This window comes from Bacillus sp. ISL-45, from assembly GCF_018613195.1.
Lineage (GTDB): Bacteria > Bacillota > Bacilli > Bacillales > Cytobacillaceae > Mesobacillus.
In genome coordinates this window covers 158,614-177,722 of record NZ_JAGGQQ010000005.1, presented here as the reverse complement: position 1 = coordinate 177,722, position 19,109 = coordinate 158,614, and the positions used below count along the sequence as shown (strand labels likewise).

Below are 19,109 nucleotides of genomic sequence, written 5' to 3'. Positions count from 1 at the left end.
ATATGCATTTTTGAGAAGGCAGGGAGCGGAATGTCGAAGTTTTTAAAAGGAACATTTATTTTGTTAATGGCCGGCCTCGTCACGAGGGTGCTTGGATTCATAAATCGGATTGTCATCGCCCGTTTCATCGGCGAGGAAGGTGTTGGCCTTTATATGATGGCCTTCCCGACCATGGTGCTTGTCGTGACAATTACCCAGCTAGGGCTCCCAGTTGCGATTTCAAAAAATGTGGCTGAAGCTGAGGCAAGAGGCGACTTCCAAAAAATCAAGAAAATCCTTGTCGTTTCCCTTGCCACCACCATATCCCTATCGATTATCTTTACACCAGCGCTCATTCTGCTTGCTCCATACCTGTCCGAGACATTGTTCACGGATCCAAGAACACAATGGCCGCTGCTTGCCATTGCACCAATTGTTCCGATCGTTGCAGTATCATCGGTTCTCCGCGGCTACTTCCAAGGAAGGCAGAATATGCGGCCATCCGCGATATCACAAGTGATCGAACAGCTTGTCAGGATCACCTTGATTGCTGTTTTGACAAAAGCCTTCATGCCGTATGGAATTGAATATGCCGCAGCGGGTGCCATGATTGCGTCAGTGATTGGAGAGCTTATTTCATTGATTTATTTGATGACGACCTTTAAGCTGCGAAAAAAATTTAGGCTGCGAAAGAACTTCTTTCAATTCGTCCATTCCGGAAAGTCGACTTTCAATGATTTAATGGGGATTGCATTGCCAACAACAGGTTCAAGATTGATCGGATCTGTTTCCTGGTTTTTTGAACCGATTGTCGTTGCGCACAGTCTGGCGATTGCCGGAGTCGCCGCCGTAGCCGCCACGAAACAATATGGGGCATTGACTGGCTTTGCCATGCCCTTGCTGTTATTGCCATCGTTCATCACCTATTCTTTATCCACCTCACTTGTACCTGCTATCAGTGAAGCGAACTCCAGAAAGAACATGAAGGTGATTGAACATCTTCTGCAGCAATCTTTGCGATTTTCCCTATTAACAGGGGGCCTGGCAATCGTCGTTTTATATGTTCTGGCCGAACCCTTAATGACGTTGATGTACGGGACTTCCAATGGAGCACAATTCATCAAGCTCATGGCACCATTTTTCCTGTTCTACTATTTCCAGGGACCGCTGCAGGCAGCACTGCAGGCTCTTGATTTGGCCAGGGCAGCGATGATCAACAGCCTGATTGGAAATCTTGCGAAGACCGCTGTCATCTTCCTGTTGGCAAGCCAGCCTGCTTTTGGCATAAACGGCGTAGCCCTCGGTATGGTCATGGGAATTGTCCTGATCACCCTCCTCCATTTCGCGACCATGCTGAAGGCTGTTTCATTTACTTTTTATGTAAAAGATTATGTAAAGGTATTAGTTATTATCATTCTATCGGGGTCAATGGGCTTCATGCTCTGGGACTGGCTTGGTGGGAATCTTTCATTGGCAGCAAGGATTCTTATAAATGCAGGCACTGTAAGCATTCTGTACTTGTCTCTCTCTGTCGTGCTTGGGTTGATCAGAAAAAATGAGCTTTCGAAATTACGATCCGTACTTACATCATTTATAAAAAGGTAAGAAAAAAACGTGGGCGTTGTCCACGTTTTTATTTATCCTTAAGATCAATATAAAATTCTCCATTTTGGTAGCTGCAAAAGGAAATCTCTCCCGGATCTTCGTATCCCCGTTTTTTTAACTGCTCCAGCAGCCAGGAACTTGATTTGTCAACCATCCCAAGGTTATCCTTCTGGACCTCGCCATCGATGATCAGAGGAAGTGCAAGACTGCTGCTATCCTGCTCCCCATCCTGTTCACCCTGTTTCTTTTGGAAAATGGACAGGGTACCGGACGGCTCCAAAATGGCATACTCCACATCGGCAATATCCCCTACATCCTTTTCTCTTAATTGAAGCAGCAGATCATCAAAATTATATCTTTGCGACCGCATGGCTTTTTCATCGATTTTCCCATCATTAATAATGATTGTCGGCTTTCCATCCACGATATCCCTGAATCTTTTGCTTTTAAGCGAAAGCACTGCCAGTGCAATTTGTATGATTACAAATATGCCGATTGGGAGAAGAGTGTTGATCAAGGGATCCTTCGTATTTTCTATGGCCACGGATGCCATCTCAGCGATCATAATATAGACAACCAAATCAAGAACGCTTAATTCACCGATTTCCCTTTTTCCCATTAAACGAAAAATCAACAGGATCAATAAATAAAGGAGAACTGTCCTAAAAAGGATAATCAAATATTGTTCCACGGTATCCCCCGCCCTTCACACAGCATTCCTCTTTAGTCTTTAACTCCGAACTGAAAAAATACTTATTGTTTAAGTATTTTTTATAATATCTCCTGTATAAAACTGATTCTATTTGTCCTTTTTCGTGAATATGCTTGTACTAGGCATTTCCCGTTTAAAGGGATCAGATCAGAGAGGAGAGGGGTTAATGGAATCCAAAAGTTTAGGAAGGGCCGTCCTGTACGGGGTAATTGCAATATTTCTACTGGCAATCGTGAGCAGTTTGATATTTTCTCTTCTTTTAAAGTTCACTTCTGTCCAAGAAGCTTCACTTCAGTACGTCATGACATCCATTTCTTTTTTATCCATTTTCATCGGCGGCTTTATTACTGGCGGAAATGGAAAAGAAAAAGGGTGGATGATTGGAGGAGCAACGGGCCTGGTTTATTCTTTAGTTATTTTCCTGTTTCAATACCTGGGTTATGACAGCCTATTTTCAATTGAACAAATCATCTACCATATTTGCTATATTCTCACAGCTATGATGGGTGGCATTCTCGGTGTAAACATCGTTGGCGGTCCTTCAAAGGCATAAAAAAGAAGCGAACCGAGAGTTCGCTTCTTTTTCGTTTGAAAAATAGCTATTACATTTTACACTTCGATTATTGTCCAGCTCCAGCGCCCAGCCAGTTTTCATCCTAGAAATAGCTTCCTCGAGTATCTTGCAGAAGCGTTAGCTTTGAGCAGCTCGAGTCGGTTGTCTGGTTGCAGCCTTGAGACGCTTCCGCTTTTCGTTATACTCCTGCTGCTGATTCCTTGACGTCGCGGATTGCCGCGCGGTCATATGTAAGACGGCTTCCGTCTCCACATTTGATGACAACAGTACCTTCATCAAGTGCATCGACAATTCCATGCAAACCGCCGATTGTTACTACTTTATCACCTTTTTGCAGGTCGCTCTGCATTTGCTGAACCGCTTTCTGCCTCTTTTGCTGAGGGCGGATCAACAAGAAATAGAATAGTACAAACATCAACAATAGCGGGAATACTGTACCTACTAATCCTTCCATTCATTTCCCCTCCTTTCATGTTCAAGGCTGATGACGCCATGCGAGAGCAGCCTTATTAAAAAGCAGTTTATTTAGAAGTTTTTGGCATTCGGTTTATTGAAACCATATTGCTCAAAAAACTCATCTCTAAAGTCCCCCAGACGGTCTTCTCGGATCGCCTGTCTGACCTGCTCCATTAAGTTTATCAGAAAATGTAGATTATGATAAGAAGTAAGTCTAATTCCGAACGTTTCATCTGTTTTAATCAGGTGGCGGATGTAGGCCCTGCTGTAATTTTTACATGTATAGCAATCACAGTTAGGATCCAATGGTCCAAAGTCACGGGCGAATTTCGCGTTCTTGACAACCAGTCTTCCCTCACTTGTCATCAATGTGCCATTTCGGGCGATACGGGTAGGCAAGACACAGTCGAACATATCAATACCGCGCATGGCACCATCGATCAAGGAATCCGGAGAACCAACTCCCATCAAGTAACGAGGCTTATCGGACGGCAGCCATGGAGTAGTGAATTCCAGCACTCTGTTCATCACATCCTTTGGTTCGCCGACTGAAAGGCCGCCAACTGCGTAACCTGGGAAGTCCATAGAAACCAGGTCTTTTGCGCTTTGCTTTCTTAATTCCTCATATTCTCCGCCCTGGACGATCCCGAATAATCCCTGATCCTGTGGACGCTGATGGGCTGTGAGGCAGCGCTCTGCCCAGCGGGAGGTCCGCTCGACTGATTTTTTCATATAGTCATATTCAGCAGGGTATGGCGGACATTCATCGAATGCCATCATGATATCAGAACCAAGCGCGTTCTGGATTTCCATCGCTTTCTCTGGGGAAAGGAAAAGCTTGTCCCCATTCATATGATTGCGGAAGTGAACGCCTTCCTCTTCAATTTTCCTGAACTCACTCAAAGAGAACACCTGGAATCCCCCTGAATCAGTGAGGATGGCGCGGTCCCAGTTCATGAATTTATGCAGGCCGCCTGCCTCCTTGACGATCTCATGGCCTGGCCTCAGCCAAAGATGATAGGTGTTGCTCAGGATAATCCCCGCACCCATCTGGACCAATTCCTCGGGTGACATAGTTTTGACTGTTGCCAGTGTACCAACAGGCATGAAGACCGGAGTTTCAAAAGAGCCGTGCGGTGTATGCACACGCCCAAGCCTTGCTCCTGTCTGCTTACAGGTTTTAATTAATTCATAACGGATTGCTGACAATGTATAAGCTCCTTCCAGAAGTCCAATTTCAATTAAGTGTATATTTTTTAGTGATAGAACTATAAGATCAACATCGCATCCCCGAAACTGAAAAAGCGATACTTTTCCTCTACAGCTTTATTATAGGCATTAAGGACATTTTCCCGTCCAGCCAGAGCACTTACAAGCATGATCAATGTCGACTTTGGCAAGTGGAAATTCGTAATCATCCCATCGATTGCCTTAAATTCATATCCGGGATAAATGAAGATGTTTGTCCAGCCATTTTCAGCGACAAACTTACCATCATTGGCTGTCGCAATCGTCTCCAGGGTCCTTGTTGAAGTCGTTCCAACGGTGATGATTCGGCCGCCCTGCTCACGGACGGTGTTCAGCAGCAAGGCCGTTCCTTCAGTCACCTGGTAAAATTCAGAGTGCATATCGTGTTCTTCGATGGAATCCACGCTGACAGGCCTGAACGTTCCCAGTCCGACATGAAGGGTAATGAAGGCGATATGGACGCCCATGTCCTTGATTTCTTCCAGCAGCTGCTCTGTAAAATGCAAGCCTGCGGTCGGAGCTGCCGCCGATCCTCTTTCCCTTGCGAACACAGTCTGGTATCTGTCCTTATCCTCCAGCTGCTCCTTAATATAAGGAGGAAGAGGCATTTCTCCCAGCTGTTCCAGCACTTCATAAAAGATCCCGTTATAAGAAAACTTAAGATTCCTGCCGCCGTGTTCAGCTTCCCCGGTGCATTCCGCTGTCAACAGGCCGTCGCCAAAGATGATTTTTGTGCCCTCCTTTACTCTCTTTGCCGGTTTCACAAGCGTTTCCCATTCATCTCCCTCAAGCTGCTTCAAGAGAAGGACTTCTATTTTAGCTCCCGTGTCCTCTTTCATGCCAAAAAGCCTTGCCGGAAGAACTTTCGTGTCATTCAGGACGAGGCAGTCACCCGGTTTCAGATGACTTTTGATGTTCTTGAAAACATCATGTTCTATATTGCCAGATTCTTTATTCAGGACCATCAGCCTGCTTTCCGCTCTTTGTTCAAGCGGAGTCTGGGCAATCAGTTCCTCAGGTAAATGGAAATCAAACAAATCTACTTTCATGTTGTCACCCTTACTAAGTTTCTATTTATTTTGTTCATGGGCCGATCATCTGAATCGGCCGATAAAGTAAAAGATCGCAGACAAGATAATGCTTGCCAGGATGGATGTCACAATTGGGAAGTAAAAGGTCGTGTTGCCTTTTTTTATGACGATGTCTCCTGGAAGCCTTCCCAAATTGACAAACTGCATGATGAAGCCAATGATGAAAATGACGGCCCCGGCGACCATCACGAACTTAGCTGCACCTGTCATCGCTCAGGCACCTCCATTTCAAAATGCCGGTATACTGCCTCCGTTACAATTCTTCCCCTAGGTGTCCTCTGTAAAAACCCGATCTGCAATAAATATGGCTCATACACATCTTCAATTGTCTGCGATTCCTCTCCGATGGTTGCGGAAATCGTCTCTAATCCGACCGGTCCGCCGCGGTATTTTTCAATGATGCCTTTGAGCAATTTATGGTCTATATGGTCAAGTCCCAAACGGTCTACCTGCATCAGTTCCAATGCCTCCTGGGCAAGAGTTTCCTTAACAGCGCCATTGCCTCGCACCTGCGCAAAATCGCGTACCCGCTTCAATAGGCGGTTGGCGATTCTCGGCGTCCCTCGCGATCTCCTCGCAAGCTCCTGGGCGGCAGGCCAGTCGATGGCAGTTTCCAGAAGCTCGGCTGTCCTGACGACAATATCAGTTAGCTGTTTCTCATTATAGTATTCCAAACGGCTCAATACTCCAAACCTGTCTCTTAATGGAGCTGACAACGAACCAGCGCGGGTTGTCGCACCAATAAGCGTGAACGGCGGGAGATCAAGCCTGACAGATCGGGCACTTGGCCCTTTCCCTATGACGATATCAAGGCAAAAGTCTTCCATAGCGGGATAGAGTACTTCCTCGATCGTTCTTGGAAGTCTGTGAATTTCATCAATGAACAGGACATCGCCAGGTTCCAATGCCGTCAGGATGGCTGCCAGGTCCCCAGGCCTTTCGATCGCCGGTCCGGATGTCGTCCTGAGGTTGACTCCCATTTCGTTGGCGATGATTGCTGCGAGCGTCGTCTTGCCCAAACCAGGCGGTCCGTAGAGCAGCACATGGTCCAGCGTTTCACGCCTCATTTTGGCCGCTTCAATAAATACCTCAAGATTTGCTTTCACTTTATCCTGGCCGATATATTGCCTGAGTGTCTGCGGACGCAGGCTCTGCTCAAATGAAACATCCTGGTCGCCCGCTTCACTGGAGATGATTCGTTCTTCCATCTGTTTCTCACCCTTCTTTATAAGCTGGTTGACCAATCCTGAATCGTATCGGTCAATGTTAACTCAGCATTACTTTAATAGCTTTTGTAAGGCTTTCTTTATATATTGATCGGTCGTCAATGTTTCCTTCTTCAAATCTGGAGTTATTTTGCGGATTTCTTTTTCAGAATAACCCAGCGCCTTAAGTGCCAAAACCGCCTCATCAAATTCAACCGACTGGCTTATTGTGGCAGCAACCTCGTCCGAATTGAAAAGATTAGGGAAGTAATCTGGCACAAGGTCATGCAGCTTCCCCTTCAGATCGAGGATCATTTGTCTGGCGGTCTTCTTGCCTACTCCAGGGAATTTGACCAGGAACGATTCATCTTCATTTTCAATTGCCTGCACCACCTGACCAGGCTCACCCGATGCCAGGATGGCCAGAGCCCCTTTCGGTCCGATTCCCGAAACATTCAAAAGCCTTGTGAAAAGCGCCTTTTCTTCTCGATTCTTGAATCCGTATAGAGCAATGAGGTCTTCTCTGACATAATGATATGTAAAAATACAAATCTCTTTACCTGCTTCTTTTGTGAATATAAATGGGTTTGGTGTCATGATTTGATACCCAATCCCGCTATTTTCAATCACTATATATTCAGGACCGACGAAATCGACGGTACCTTTTATGAATTCATACAATACTCTCGCCCCTCTGCTTTGCTGTAACTCATTTTAACATACTCCTTTTAAAGGTATGAATAAAAATATGCAAAAAGGCGAACGTATGATCATTTTTATAAGAAAAGCGCAAGCGCCTTGGTCAGCCCCGACCAGCGCTGCCCGCCTATAACGCCACGTCCTCCCCAGTAATAAAATCTCTCCGAAACCTTGGAAAACACAAATAAGAGCCAGTCATCCCGGCTCTTCACTGTTTTCTCTCACTGTATATGGTTTAAAAGTCTCCAATACCTCTTCATAACATTGTTTATTCCGGATTGGTATGCCTTTTTTCAATTGATCACGCTTAATACTTTCAAGTCTGCCGAGGTCAATCTGAAAGAAGGATTGGATAATATTCGAACCATCCGGCCTTCCATTAAAAATAGTTAGGACTCCTTCATCTGAGAGCCCAAAATATCCATTTGCCTTCAAAAGCGGCGAAATATCATCATATTCCTGCCTGAATACCGCCTTGTTCGCTTCTATATCTACTAGCTGCCATTCGTCATATTTTGCCCAAAAGTCCTCCATAGACCAAATTGTTTCCTGAATCCGTTCCTCACTCATTTCACCATCAAGGTAGACTCTTTGCAAAATGATGGTGATCTTAAGAGGTTCGTTGATTTCCTCGACTGCTTCTTCAGGCTTCTCAGCAAAAACTGGCTCTGTCTGAAGTACTAAACTGTATCCCGATAGACCGATTAGGAGCATAACAGCTGAGCTTAATACTTTTAATAATTTGATTGAAGCCATTGCTGTCCACCTCTCTTATTTGCTAAAATATGTTTCTTTTTCACTAATAGTGTAGCCAAAATGTTCTTATTTATCCTTTTAAAATAAGGCTGTTTTCGCATTGATTGTTGCTTTTCGCATAAAACTCCTTAGCCGCATGCCGTAAGGATTTGAAGCTCTTTTCTTAATGCTCCTTACATGATACTCCTAAAAATCCAGCAGCAATTTTTACTTTTGGTTGAGCAAGCAGCAAAGTTTACGAATAGAGCCATAAATAAACATGAAATAGAAGGCTAGAGGTTACTCTGCCTTCTATCGTGCTTACGGATTGAAGTTGATGCTTTCCCGCGGGTTTCCATTCTTCCGGTCATAATCAATATTCCTTGATCTGCTGAAGGTTCCTTCATCCTCGATGATGCGAAGTTCTCTGTCTTCAGTATATGGAAGGACAGCCTGTTTGATTTTCTTGTCTGTCTGTTTTTTTAGTGACTTGTCCTTATAGGTCACGGCAATTTCTACTTTCCTGCCAAATAAAACCGACCTTACCTTATCGACATTATCGACAGACTCAGCAGCAATTCCTACTTTGCGGGCCAATCTGTTATCTTGTTCAGAATTCGTGTAGATTCTTGCCTGGCCGCTTCCCCTCTGTTCACTCAGGTGTCCATGGTAATTTAAATCACCGCGGCTGTATTTATTATCTCTTTGGAAAAAGTTATGGTCATGGTCAGAACGCGGGACGGTTGGATTCGGAGGATTGCCATTTTCATCTCTGGACTGAAGCATCCTCCGTTTCCGGTTTTCTGCGGCTATTCCCTCTTTTCCGAAATTATGGTCAAAAAGCTCCGTGACCGCACCCTCTCTGTCATCCATCACGTCAATTTCATTCCCTTTTTCGTTCGAGTAATAGCCAAGTGGCTGCCCACCGCTGGCATTCCTGCCCTGTACAGCGGCTTCCTCATTTCCATTACAAGCCGTCAGCCCTATTGTGAGCAAGGAAGCTATAGGTAAGAACAACATTCTTTTGTTCAATCGAAAAACCCCCATCCTAGCTAAAATGAGCATGTTATATGCTCATTATTAGAGTGCGGATGGGGCTGGATTTTCATTCTGACAGATACGTCCAAAAACCTAAACATCCAGTCTGGATTTAACCTCTTCCTGAAAACGTTTCCTTTGCTGAAACTGGCCGGCAGTCATTCCAACGATTGGTCCCAGACTAGATGGATTGGATTGATTTCTTTCCCTCAACAAGCGGTTCCACTCCCTTAGGATATCAGCAGGATATAATAGCCCATATAAGAAAGCATCAGAGCGCAACCATTTATTTAAATGCTTTATTTTTGCCAGTGACTCAAACCGCCAATCCAGGAATGGCAGAATCCGATTTGCGTACTGCAGCATATCATAGGCTCTCGATCCAGTGCTGATTAAATCGAAATCAATTATGAACAGCTTCCCGGCCTTCGAGCGCAGAAAATTGTGGTGGGCTACATCTCCGTGGAGGATGGCTGGCGGCTCTGTTTCGAGATCATTTTTCAACTTCGTAAAATTCATCAGCGAAAAATCCGCCCATTCCAGGAGCTCATCGGTCATGCTTTTATTAACATAGCGATTAACTGCAGGGAGGTTCTTCGTGAATTCATGTTTTCGATGCTGCCACTTTCCCGCTATATCCGTTTTCGGCAGCATAGCAGCATACGAAGGAACAAGAACTGAAGTATGATCATGGAACCTATTCAGCAGTTCAACGCCATCCTCTCTGTCCTTTTGGACTCCATAATCAAAACGCTGCTCATGATGGTCAATAAATTCAATACAACCATAGTATGACCCATGGAAATGAAGCGGATCTTTATTTTGATTATAAAACCGGTAGGATTGGTTAAAACCCGATTTCCGCAACGATGAAGCAAATGTTTCTTGAATTTTTAATTTTCGCAGATCCTTATATCCTTTTATAATAATTTTTTTGCTGACTGTTTCAACCAGATAGACATTCCCTCTCAGATGGGTCATACCTTTGATTTCCACATCGAGTTCTCTGGATAAATAAGAGAAGAGACGATTGAAAAAGAAATCGTCTCCACCCCTCTTGATGTTAATATTCATTGCTCTCTTCATCATCGAAGCGCGGCATCGGCATTCCGTAGCCTCCACCCATTGGACCTGCTCCGTAAAGATTCATGAACCCCTGCGGACCCATGCCCATTTGATATCCATGGTGCGGGTGAGGCTGCATACCCGGAGCACCGGCAAATCCGTGGTGCATCATATGCTGAGGATGGTGCATTCCTGCTCCCATCATACCGTAAGGATTACCCATTTGACCTCCGCAGCCACAATCATTGCCGGCACCCTGGACTGCCTGCTTTGGCATCATTGGAGGCTGCATCATCCCGCCTACTTGCGGCATTTGGTTATCCATCATTCCGCCTACCTGTGGAAATTGGTTATCCATCATTCCTCCGACTTGCGGCATCATCGGCATCTGGCCTTGCATCATTCCTCCGACTTGCGGCATCATCGGCATCTGGCCTTGCATCATTCCTCCGACCTGCGGCATTTGATGCGGCATCTGCCCCTGCATCATTCCTCCGACCTGCGGCATTTGATGCGGCATCTGGCCCTGCATCATACCGCCTACCTGTGGCATTTGATGCGGCATCTGATGATCCATCATTCCTCCGACCTGTGGCATTTGATGCGGCATCTGATGATCCGTCATTCCGCCTACCTGTGGCATTTGATTATTTTCCATCATTCCGCCTACTTGCGGCATCATCGGCATCTGCCCCTGCATCATCCCTCCGACCTGTGGCATTTGATTTTCCATCATCCCTCCGACTTGCGGCATTTGATTTTCCATCATTCCGCCTACTTGCGGCATCTGAGGCATTGGCATATCCGAAGATTCATCATCCATCATTCCGCCCACCTGCGGCATTTGGTTATCCATCATTCCGCCTACTTGTGGCTGTAGATGCATTTGATTATCCATCGCACCGGCTACTTGCGGCATATATGGCATCTGGTGAGGATACCCTTGTTCCGGTATACAGCCCGGTCCAGGCATTACAGGTGAAATAGGAACACCATGGAAAACAGGACCTGTCATTTGCGGTGCTGTATGATGAGGCATATTCCCCCCCATAGTCGGGCTTAATGGCATCTGCATCTGGGCAAAAGATGATGATTCCATATCCTCCGCTGGCAATGCCATGTTTGGCATCATTCCTGGGTATTGGGACATCCCCTGTACCTGTGGGTATGGCATTTGCTGTCCTTGATGGCCATAGGCGGGACCTGTCATGGAAGGTGCTCCTGGGTAACAGTTATAAGGATAAGGGATCATCGGCTGCTGGTAACCTCCTTGAACGAATGGCATCATTGATGGTGATTCATCCATGAAATCATTCTTTTCAATTTTTATATCGGGCTTTATTTCTGACTTCACATTTGGTTTCATCTCAGCTTTTGGCAACTGAGGTTTTACCTCTGGTTTAACCTGTGGTTTGGTCTGCTGCTTGACTGGAGCCTTGACCTCAGGCTTGATTTCTGGCTTGACCTCTGGTTTGACTTCCGGGAAGATATTGTCCGGCTTGGGCGGGAGCTGCGGCTTCGGCTGTGGTTTTGGCTGTGGTTTTGGCTGTGGTTTTGGCTGTGGCGGGAGCTGCATATTGGCCATATTCATCATATAGTAATTGTTAATATCAATTTCAGGCTTAATTTGCACTGGCATCTTCGGTTTATATGGTTTAACAGGCTCTTCCTTCTTAACCGGTTTAGGCATTTCCTTCTTCGGCTGTTCCTTTACGGGAGCCTCTTTTGGCACTTCTTTCTTCACTTCTGGCAATGGCATCGGTTTCTCTTTGGCAATCGGCATTTCCTTTTTGCCACCCATATTGATTTTTGCTTGAGGCGTTCCACCTGCGATCGGAGCTTCTTTCTTTATTGTTCCTCCTGCAGTTGGAACTTTTATTTTCATACCGGGCATAATCATATCAGGGTTGCTGAGCTGGGCGTTCATCTTTTTCAGCTCTTCAAAGTTCACGCCGTACTTCTTGGCGATCTTCCAAAGAGTATCCCCTTTCTGTACGATATGGATTTTCACTCTGATTCCCTCCTATGGCATAAGTCCATATATTCTATGTTGGTGTGGGCAAATTGCTAACAATCTTCAAAAAAACTTATGCTTCTATCTAAATAAATATGTTTTTCCACAGGAGATTAAGCTTTTCCCATAAAAAAAATCCTCCCCGGCCAGGGAAGGATTCAAATTATGACTGCTCAAGCATGCGGTTCAGGGCAAGCTTCGCGTTAAATGCGGTTTCTTCATCTACTTTTATAAGATTAATTTCCTGGCCCTGAAAAACACAATCGAGACTCCAGGCAAGATGCTGAAGGTCAATCCTGTTCATTGTCAGGCATGGACACATATGAGGATTCAAGGAAATAATATGCTTATCAGTGTGTTGTGAAATCAGGCGTTTGACCAAGTTCATTTCTGTCCCGATTGCCCAGGATGAGCCGGCAGGAGATGCTTCAATCGCTTCAATAATATAATTTGTAGAGCCTGCCATATCTGACAACGCAACAACTTCACGTGTACATTCAGGGTGGACAATGATTTTCATGTCAGGGTGTACTTCGCGGACATGGGCGATATTTTCCACTGTAAAATTCTCATGGACAGAGCAATGTCCCTTCCAAAGGATGACCTTAACTTTTTCAAGCGGGCCATCAAATTCAAGGATATTCTCAATCGGGTTGTATACGGCCATTTCGTCCAGGCCGATTCCAATGTTAAAAGCCGTATTCCTGCCTAAATGCTGATCCGGAAGGAATAGCAGGCGTTCTTTTTTTGAAAAAGCCCAGCGGACCATCTTCTCGGCGTTGGAGGATGTCACAGTCGCACCGCCATTCGCTCCGACAAAGGATTTAATCGCTGCTGTTGAATTCACATACGTCAACGGCAGAATAGTGTCCCCAAACAAGACCTGAAGAAAATCCCAGGCTCTTTCCGTCTGGTAAATATCCGCCATATCTGCCATCGAGCAGCCTGCCCTCATATCTGGCAGGTAGACCTTCTGGCTTTCGGTCGTTAAAATGTCTGCAGTTTCGGCCATGAAATGAACTCCGCAAAACACAATATGTTCTGCTTCCCTGTTCTCTGCCGAAAGCTGGGCTAATTTCAATGAATCCCCAGTCGCATCAGCGAATTGAATCACTTCGTCTTTTTGATAATGATGACCAGGAATAAAAAGTTTCTTTCCCATTTTCTCCTTAATCCCTTTGATCATATCCTCCAGTTCCTGAACAGACATATTTTTGTACTTATCAGGAAGCATCCTAGATTTCGCTTCGAGCGCCTCCAATATATTCATATGCTACAGCCCCTTTCGTTTCAGCCATCACTTTCGCGCTAATATCCAATGATTTTACAGAATGAGTCAGGAATCCAAGCGAAATATAGTCCACTCCGCAATCCTTATAGGCATGGAGGTTTTCGAGTGTGATGCCTCCCGATGCCTCTGTTAAAATTCCTGCAGGGACACTGCCAATCCAATCCTTGATTTGTTCAGGATGCCTGTTATCGAACATGATGACGTCAACCTTTGCTTCAATCGCTTCCCGGAGCTGTTCCATTGTTTCAATCTCGACTTCAACCTTCACCATATGCCCAAGACTTAATCTCACTGCTTCAACTGCATTGCTGATTGATCCTGCGAAGGAGATGTGATTATCCTTAATCATCACGGCGTCATACAACCCATAACGATGGTTGAAGCCGCCGCCGCAGCGAACCGCATACTTCTCAAGCATTCTGAGACCCGGGGTGGTTTTACGCGTATCACAGATTCTCGTTTTTGCGCTGTCTAAAACTCTGACAGCCTCATTCGTTTTCGTCGCAATCCCGCTCATCCGCTGTACAAGATTAAGGACGACCCTTTCTGCTTTAAGCAAAGCGGAAACTCTGCCAGTGATCAAGGCTAATTCTTGACCCTTGACTACTTTATCCCCATCTTGAACATGCAGGATAATCTGACTGCCCTCATCAAGCAGCCTGAAGCCTGTTTGGATAATTTGCTCCCCACAGAAAATTCCGTCATCCTTCGAGATTAAAACAAGGCTTCCTTTGATTTCTTTTCCGAAAATCAGTTCACTGGTGACATCACGTTCACCTATATCTTCAATAAAAAATTGTTCAAGTAGCAAGCGCAGTTTGATTGAATTCATGCTTACCATCCTTTACGTTTTTTCGTTGATGGATGATTTGTTTTTTCATCCAATTGGCGTTATCTTCATGCGGAAAATCTTTTCGGTAGTGCCCGCCCCTGCTTTCTGTCCTTTCCAAAGCCGACTGTGTTATTAAGGTTGCGGTGATGTACATGAACAGTCTGTTTAATTCAGATGGCTCCAAGTGGTCCAGACGTGCCTCAAGCCATTGACCCATATTGAATTGATCAAGCCACTCATTCTGTAAAATCAGCAATTCTTTTGTCCTGACAATCCCTGTTCGGTCCATCATGGTTTGTTTTAGTGAGTCCATGTCAGGAAGCTCACCTTCGAAGACAATTTGATTCACGTTGGCTTCTCTTTTGGCAGTTTGATGATGAATTCCCATGATACTTACTGCTTCTTTTTTGTCTGCTTGATGGCTGTTGATCCATCCAGCGAGGTTTTCGCCAACAAACATGCCTTCTAATAAGGAGTTGCTCGCCAGCCTGTTTGCTCCGTGGATTCCAGTGCATGCAGTTTCTCCGATTGCATGCAATCCGGGGATACTGGTTCTGCCATGCAAGTCTGTCTTTACCCCGCCCATGATAAAATGGCTCCCGGGAACAACAGGGATCAAGCCATTTTCAATATCTATTCCATGCTGTGCACATAGCATGCTGATCGTCGGGAACCTGCTGTTGAAATCCTGGATATTGGCAATGTCTAAATAGATTTGAATCCCTCTACGCGAGTAATCATAAATAGTCTGGGAAACAATGTGCCGTGGTGCCAGGTCCTTCAACGGATGAATTTCTTCCATGATCCGCTTTCCCTCTGCAGTAACAAGCAGGGCCCCTTCACCCCTTACTGCTTCTGAAATGAGACCCTTCGTCTTTCCATCTACGTAAAGAAGTGTAGGGTGAAACTGGATAAATTCCATATCGGCCAGCTCCGCACCTGCTCTATAGGCAAGCGCCAATCCATCCCCGGTTGCAGTTTCAGCATTCGAGGTGAGAGCGAAGACCTGCCCGCAGCCGCCCGTAGCAAGGACAATATGGGGAGCCGAATATACTTCAATCGTTCCATCCGGCAGCTTCGCTTTCACTCCGGTACAGCGAGTTTCATCATTGTTTAAAATAAGTTCATAAACAAATATGGATTGTTCAACTGAAACATTGTCATTCAAACCTGACAGCAAAAAGTCGACCATATGCTTACCGGTCGCATCGCCTCCGCTATGGACAATCCTCTTTTCACTATGAGCGCCTTCAATCCCGAGAAGCAATTTTCCATTTCCATCCTCATCAAAACGACAGCCTGATTGCCATAAGCCTTTGATCAGCTGCGGCGCTTTCTTGGTCATTTTAAGTACAGCTTCAGGGTTACTATGATGAGCTCCCGCCTCCATTGTGTCGAGATAATGGAAATAAGGATCATCACTCGCAGAAACCGCTGCCGCGACTCCACCCTGTGCAAGATATGAATTGCCCGCTGTCAATTCCCGTTTTGTGAGAATAATCACATTTAAATCCTTTGATAATTTATTGGCCAATTGCAATGCGGCAATCCCACTGCCTACAATGATTACATCTGATTGTTTCATATATTGATAGCCTCCTGGATTAACAGGTGTCTTGACATCTATATTTACACAGTTTTACACTGTTGACAAGAGCTTTTATTTTTACACCGGAGAAAGCAAGATTATGTGACCGAAATTCGTTTAAAAGTCGTCTTCGGGCACATGTTAGTTCTTCTTGTGACCGAGATTCGTTTGAAAGCCTGACTTCGGGCACATGTTGGCTCTTCTTGTGACCGAGATTCGTTTGAAAGCCTGACTTCGGGCACATGTTGACTCTTCTTGTGACCGAGATTCAAGAAGAGTCAGCTTTACAGGCATAAGCAACCAGTAAGAATGGACAGGAGCGAAAACCTATGAAATATTTTGATTACGCGGCAACATGCCCGCTCGACCGGGACGCAGCTAATATTTTCATTGAAGCGTCGACAAAGTACTATGGAAATAGTCAGAGCCTGCATGAAGCCGGGAGTGCATCTGCCAACCTCCTCGAAAGCTGCAGAAAGGAGTTTTCGCACCTGCTTGATGTCGATGAAGCAGGGATTTATTTTACGAGCGGAGGTTCTGAATCGAATTACCTTGGCATTATGGCGCTCCTCTCTGCCAAAAGAAAACACGGCAATCACATTGTTACCGGAGCAGCCGAGCATTCTTCTGTCTACAATCTGATGAAAAAGCTTGAAGGAGAGGGATGGGAAATCACATACCTCCCATTGGACGTAACCGGAAAAATAGAGTATGCAAGTTTTACAAAAGCTGTCCGGCCGGATACTGTGCTCGTTTCGATTCAGCATGGAAACCCTGAGATCGGCACAATTCAGCCAGTCATCAAGATTGCTGATTATTGCCATTCAAAAGACATACTGTTTCACACTGACTGCGTGCAAACATTTGGAAAAATCCCACTTAACACCCTGGCCGGCTGCGTAGATGCCCTTTCGATTTCAGGCCATAAGTTTTACGGGCCAAAAGGAACCGGTGCTGCCTATGTCAATCCGAAACTTGCATGGAAGCCTTACATTGATGGAACAGTACATGAAAAAGGCTTCAGGCCCGGCACGGTAAATGTCCCGGGAATCGCAGCAATGACTTCAGCAGCGCAAAAAGCACATTCACTCATGGATACAGAAACGAAAAGAGTTACTAAATTGAGAGAGGCTCTTATTGAATCCCTATCAGATGTCAGGGAATCAATTGAGATTTTTGGTGCAGATCGCGATGAACAGCTTCCGGGGATCGTGGGAATGGCGATAAAGGGATTGGAGGGACAATATGTCCTGCTTGAATGCGACCGCAGTGGGTTTGCGATTTCCACCGGAACCGCTTGTAATACAGGCATGCTGTCACCAGCGAAGACGATGTCTGCAATGGGAATCAACGGGAAACAGGCAAAGGAATATTTCAGAATTTCATTCGGGCGGGAGACTAATCAGGAAGATGCAGTTGATCTTGGGAAAATGCTTGCAGCAATCACCGCCCAGATGTCGGCCGTTTAACTTCAAGCTGATTTTATGGTAAAATTCTCGAATGAAGAAGTTGAAGGAGAGATCGGATTATGAAGGAACCTACGAAAATCCTCGGAGATGAACGCCGGGCATACATCCTGAAACGTCTGCAGGAAAGCAGTGAACCCATCACCGGAGGCGAACTTTCGGCGATAACGAATGTAAGCAGGCAGGTCATTGTTGGCGATATTACCTTGCTTAAAGCCAAAAATGAACCAATCATAGCTACCAGCCAGGGATACCTATATATGCATGCCTCTCGTCCTTCAGCAGCGGAAAGGACCATTGCTGTCTCCCACGGCCCTGAAAGGACAGAAGAAGAACTCCTGCTTCTTGTCGATCAAGGAGTAACTGTTAAGGACGTGAAAATTGAACATCCCGTGTATGGGGATTTAACTGCTTCCATCATGGTCTCAAACCGAAACGAAGTAAAACAGTTCATGGAAAAAATCAAGGCTACTAACGCTTCCTACCTATCGGAGTTAACAGACGGAATCCACTTGCACACAATCTCCGCTCCAACGGAAAAAGCCCTGGATGAAGCAGAAGAAACGCTAAGAAAAGAAAATTTACTTATTAATGTCGAATAGGGATATAAAAAAATCCATCAAATTGATGGATTTTTTATATCTTATGGCTTGAATAGCTCCCAAGCACCTTAACAGTGCAACCCAGTGCCTCTAGTTCCGCAATCGCACCCGGAACCAATACATCATCCATTTTCAAATTGATATCGATAATGAAAAAGTATCTCCCTAAGCCCGTTTTCATCGGACGTGATTCTATCTTGGATAGATTGAGTTTCCGCCAGGAGAAAGCAGATAAAACTTGATGCAGCGCTCCTGCGCGATCTGAAGGCAGTGTAATCATCAGGCTTGTCTTGCACTCTTCGGTTGAAGCCATGTGAATATCATGATCTTCCTTTGCAAGCACAGCGAAGACGGTATGATTATAGCTGTAATCATGGATATTTTCCTTAGCCGTCACTAATTCGTATTCCTCTGCAGCAAGGCTATTCGCGATGGCAGCAATATTTTGCTCTGGATGGTTTTTTACATATTTGGCCGCTGCGGCTGTAGAAGACATATCTTCAAGTGGAATTCCTTTGAATTCTTTATGTAAAAATTTATGGCACTGTGCAAGTGCGTGTGGATGGCTGCAAATTTGTTCTGCTTCCCTCCACTTTTCGATATTGTCTCGATGAACCAGCAAATGCTGCCTGATTGGCACCACCGCTTCACCAACAATCTGAAGGTCTGTTTCATGGACCAAATAATCGATGGTAAGATTAACGGAACCCTCGATTGAATTTTCCAGCGGAACGATTGCTGCGTCAATTTCTCCTGCAGAAGCGGCATCCATGCATTCTGGTATACTCACAAATGGTATCCTCTTAGCCTCTTTAAACAATTGCCGGGCAGCATAATCCGTAAATGTTGCTTCCGGTCCAAGATATCCAATAATCAAACCTATCCCCCCTGCTACAGTACCCTTTCTTT

The 19,109-nt window shown here is 45.3% G+C and carries 19 protein-coding genes; 4 read left to right on the top strand and 15 right to left on the bottom strand.

Annotated elements, in window-relative coordinates:
- Positions 1 to 30 precede the first annotated feature (30 nt).
- The gene (spoVB, locus tag J7E35_RS06330; RefSeq protein ID WP_214778051.1) at positions 31 to 1,584 is read left to right on the top strand and encodes a stage V sporulation protein B; all 1,554 of its coding nucleotides are present in this window, start codon (positions 31 to 33) and stop codon (positions 1,582 to 1,584) included.
- A 28-nt stretch (positions 1,585 to 1,612) separates the two neighbouring features.
- Here the strand turns inward: spoVB and J7E35_RS06325 are convergent, their stop codons facing one another.
- Complete coding sequence (locus J7E35_RS06325) at positions 1,613 to 2,275, bottom strand: DUF421 domain-containing protein (protein ID WP_214778050.1); 663 nt, start codon at positions 2,273 to 2,275, stop codon at positions 1,613 to 1,615.
- Positions 2,276 to 2,462: 187 nt separating this feature from the next.
- Here J7E35_RS06325 and J7E35_RS06320 point away from each other — a divergent pair, with 187 nt between their 5' ends.
- Positions 2,463 to 2,849 carry a TIGR04086 family membrane protein gene (locus J7E35_RS06320; protein ID WP_214778048.1) on the top strand — a complete coding sequence of 129 codons (387 nt, stop codon included), beginning with the start codon at positions 2,463 to 2,465 and terminating at the stop codon, positions 2,847 to 2,849.
- Positions 2,850 to 3,048: 199 nt separating this feature from the next.
- Here the strand turns inward: J7E35_RS06320 and yajC are convergent, their stop codons facing one another.
- The 13 genes from yajC to nadB form a co-directional block, all read right to left on the bottom strand.
- On the bottom strand, positions 3,049 to 3,324 hold the full coding sequence (gene yajC / locus J7E35_RS06315) for a preprotein translocase subunit YajC (RefSeq protein WP_214778046.1): 276 nt from the start codon (positions 3,322 to 3,324) through the stop codon (positions 3,049 to 3,051).
- A gap of 71 nt (positions 3,325 to 3,395) precedes the next feature.
- Positions 3,396 to 4,535: a tRNA guanosine(34) transglycosylase Tgt gene (gene tgt, locus J7E35_RS06310; RefSeq protein ID WP_214778044.1), complete on the bottom strand. Its 1,140-nt coding sequence runs from the start codon at positions 4,533 to 4,535 to the stop codon at positions 3,396 to 3,398.
- Between the two features lie 59 nt (positions 4,536 to 4,594).
- Entirely contained in the window at positions 4,595 to 5,623 is a 1,029-nt protein-coding gene (gene queA, locus J7E35_RS06305; protein ID WP_214778042.1) for a tRNA preQ1(34) S-adenosylmethionine ribosyltransferase-isomerase QueA, read from the bottom strand.
- Between the two features lie 45 nt (positions 5,624 to 5,668).
- Entirely contained in the window at positions 5,669 to 5,875 is a 207-nt protein-coding gene (locus J7E35_RS06300; RefSeq protein ID WP_214778040.1) for a DUF2905 domain-containing protein, read from the bottom strand.
- Complete coding sequence (gene ruvB, locus J7E35_RS06295; RefSeq protein WP_214778037.1) at positions 5,872 to 6,873, bottom strand: Holliday junction branch migration DNA helicase RuvB; 1,002 nt, start codon at positions 6,871 to 6,873, stop codon at positions 5,872 to 5,874. The genes J7E35_RS06300 and ruvB overlap by 4 nt, the downstream gene beginning before the upstream one ends.
- 69 nt (positions 6,874 to 6,942) lie before the next feature.
- Positions 6,943 to 7,551, bottom strand: coding sequence for a Holliday junction branch migration protein RuvA (gene ruvA, locus J7E35_RS06290; protein WP_214778035.1), 609 nt, complete (start codon positions 7,549 to 7,551; stop codon positions 6,943 to 6,945).
- 213 nt (positions 7,552 to 7,764) lie between these two features.
- Positions 7,765 to 8,325, bottom strand: a complete 561-nt coding sequence (locus tag J7E35_RS06285) for an intercompartmental signaling factor BofC (protein ID WP_251009378.1) — start codon at positions 8,323 to 8,325, stop codon at positions 7,765 to 7,767.
- Between the two features lie 300 nt (positions 8,326 to 8,625).
- On the bottom strand, positions 8,626 to 9,336 hold the full coding sequence (locus J7E35_RS06280) for a YhcN/YlaJ family sporulation lipoprotein (protein WP_214778033.1): 711 nt from the start codon (positions 9,334 to 9,336) through the stop codon (positions 8,626 to 8,628).
- Between the two features lie 99 nt (positions 9,337 to 9,435).
- Positions 9,436 to 10,431 carry a phosphotransferase gene (locus tag J7E35_RS06275; protein WP_214778031.1) on the bottom strand — a complete coding sequence of 332 codons (996 nt, stop codon included), beginning with the start codon at positions 10,429 to 10,431 and terminating at the stop codon, positions 9,436 to 9,438.
- A complete protein-coding gene (safA, locus tag J7E35_RS06270; RefSeq protein WP_214778029.1) occupies positions 10,406 to 12,418 on the bottom strand; it encodes a SafA/ExsA family spore coat assembly protein in 2,013 nt (670 codons plus the stop codon). The genes J7E35_RS06275 and safA overlap by 26 nt, the downstream gene beginning before the upstream one ends.
- Positions 12,419 to 12,584: 166 nt before the next feature.
- The gene (gene nadA / locus J7E35_RS06265) at positions 12,585 to 13,691 is read right to left on the bottom strand and encodes a quinolinate synthase NadA (protein ID WP_214778027.1); all 1,107 of its coding nucleotides are present in this window, start codon (positions 13,689 to 13,691) and stop codon (positions 12,585 to 12,587) included.
- Positions 13,657 to 14,544, bottom strand: a complete 888-nt coding sequence (gene nadC / locus J7E35_RS06260; RefSeq protein WP_214778025.1) for a carboxylating nicotinate-nucleotide diphosphorylase — start codon at positions 14,542 to 14,544, stop codon at positions 13,657 to 13,659. The genes nadA and nadC overlap by 35 nt, the downstream gene beginning before the upstream one ends.
- A complete protein-coding gene (nadB, locus tag J7E35_RS06255; protein ID WP_214778023.1) occupies positions 14,513 to 16,129 on the bottom strand; it encodes an L-aspartate oxidase in 1,617 nt (538 codons plus the stop codon). The genes nadC and nadB overlap by 32 nt, the downstream gene beginning before the upstream one ends.
- Positions 16,130 to 16,461: 332 nt before the next feature.
- On the opposite strand from nadB, the gene J7E35_RS06250 reads away from it, so the two are divergent.
- Positions 16,462 to 17,601, top strand: coding sequence for an IscS subfamily cysteine desulfurase (locus tag J7E35_RS06250; protein WP_214778021.1), 1,140 nt, complete (start codon positions 16,462 to 16,464; stop codon positions 17,599 to 17,601).
- Between the two features lie 59 nt (positions 17,602 to 17,660).
- Positions 17,661 to 18,200: a transcription repressor NadR gene (locus J7E35_RS06245; RefSeq protein WP_214778019.1), complete on the top strand. Its 540-nt coding sequence runs from the start codon at positions 17,661 to 17,663 to the stop codon at positions 18,198 to 18,200.
- A 34-nt stretch (positions 18,201 to 18,234) separates the two neighbouring features.
- On the opposite strand, the gene pheA is transcribed toward J7E35_RS06245, so the two are convergent.
- Complete coding sequence (gene pheA, locus J7E35_RS06240) at positions 18,235 to 19,077, bottom strand: prephenate dehydratase (RefSeq protein ID WP_214778017.1); 843 nt, start codon at positions 19,075 to 19,077, stop codon at positions 18,235 to 18,237.
- Positions 19,078 to 19,109: the final 32 nt, after the last annotated feature.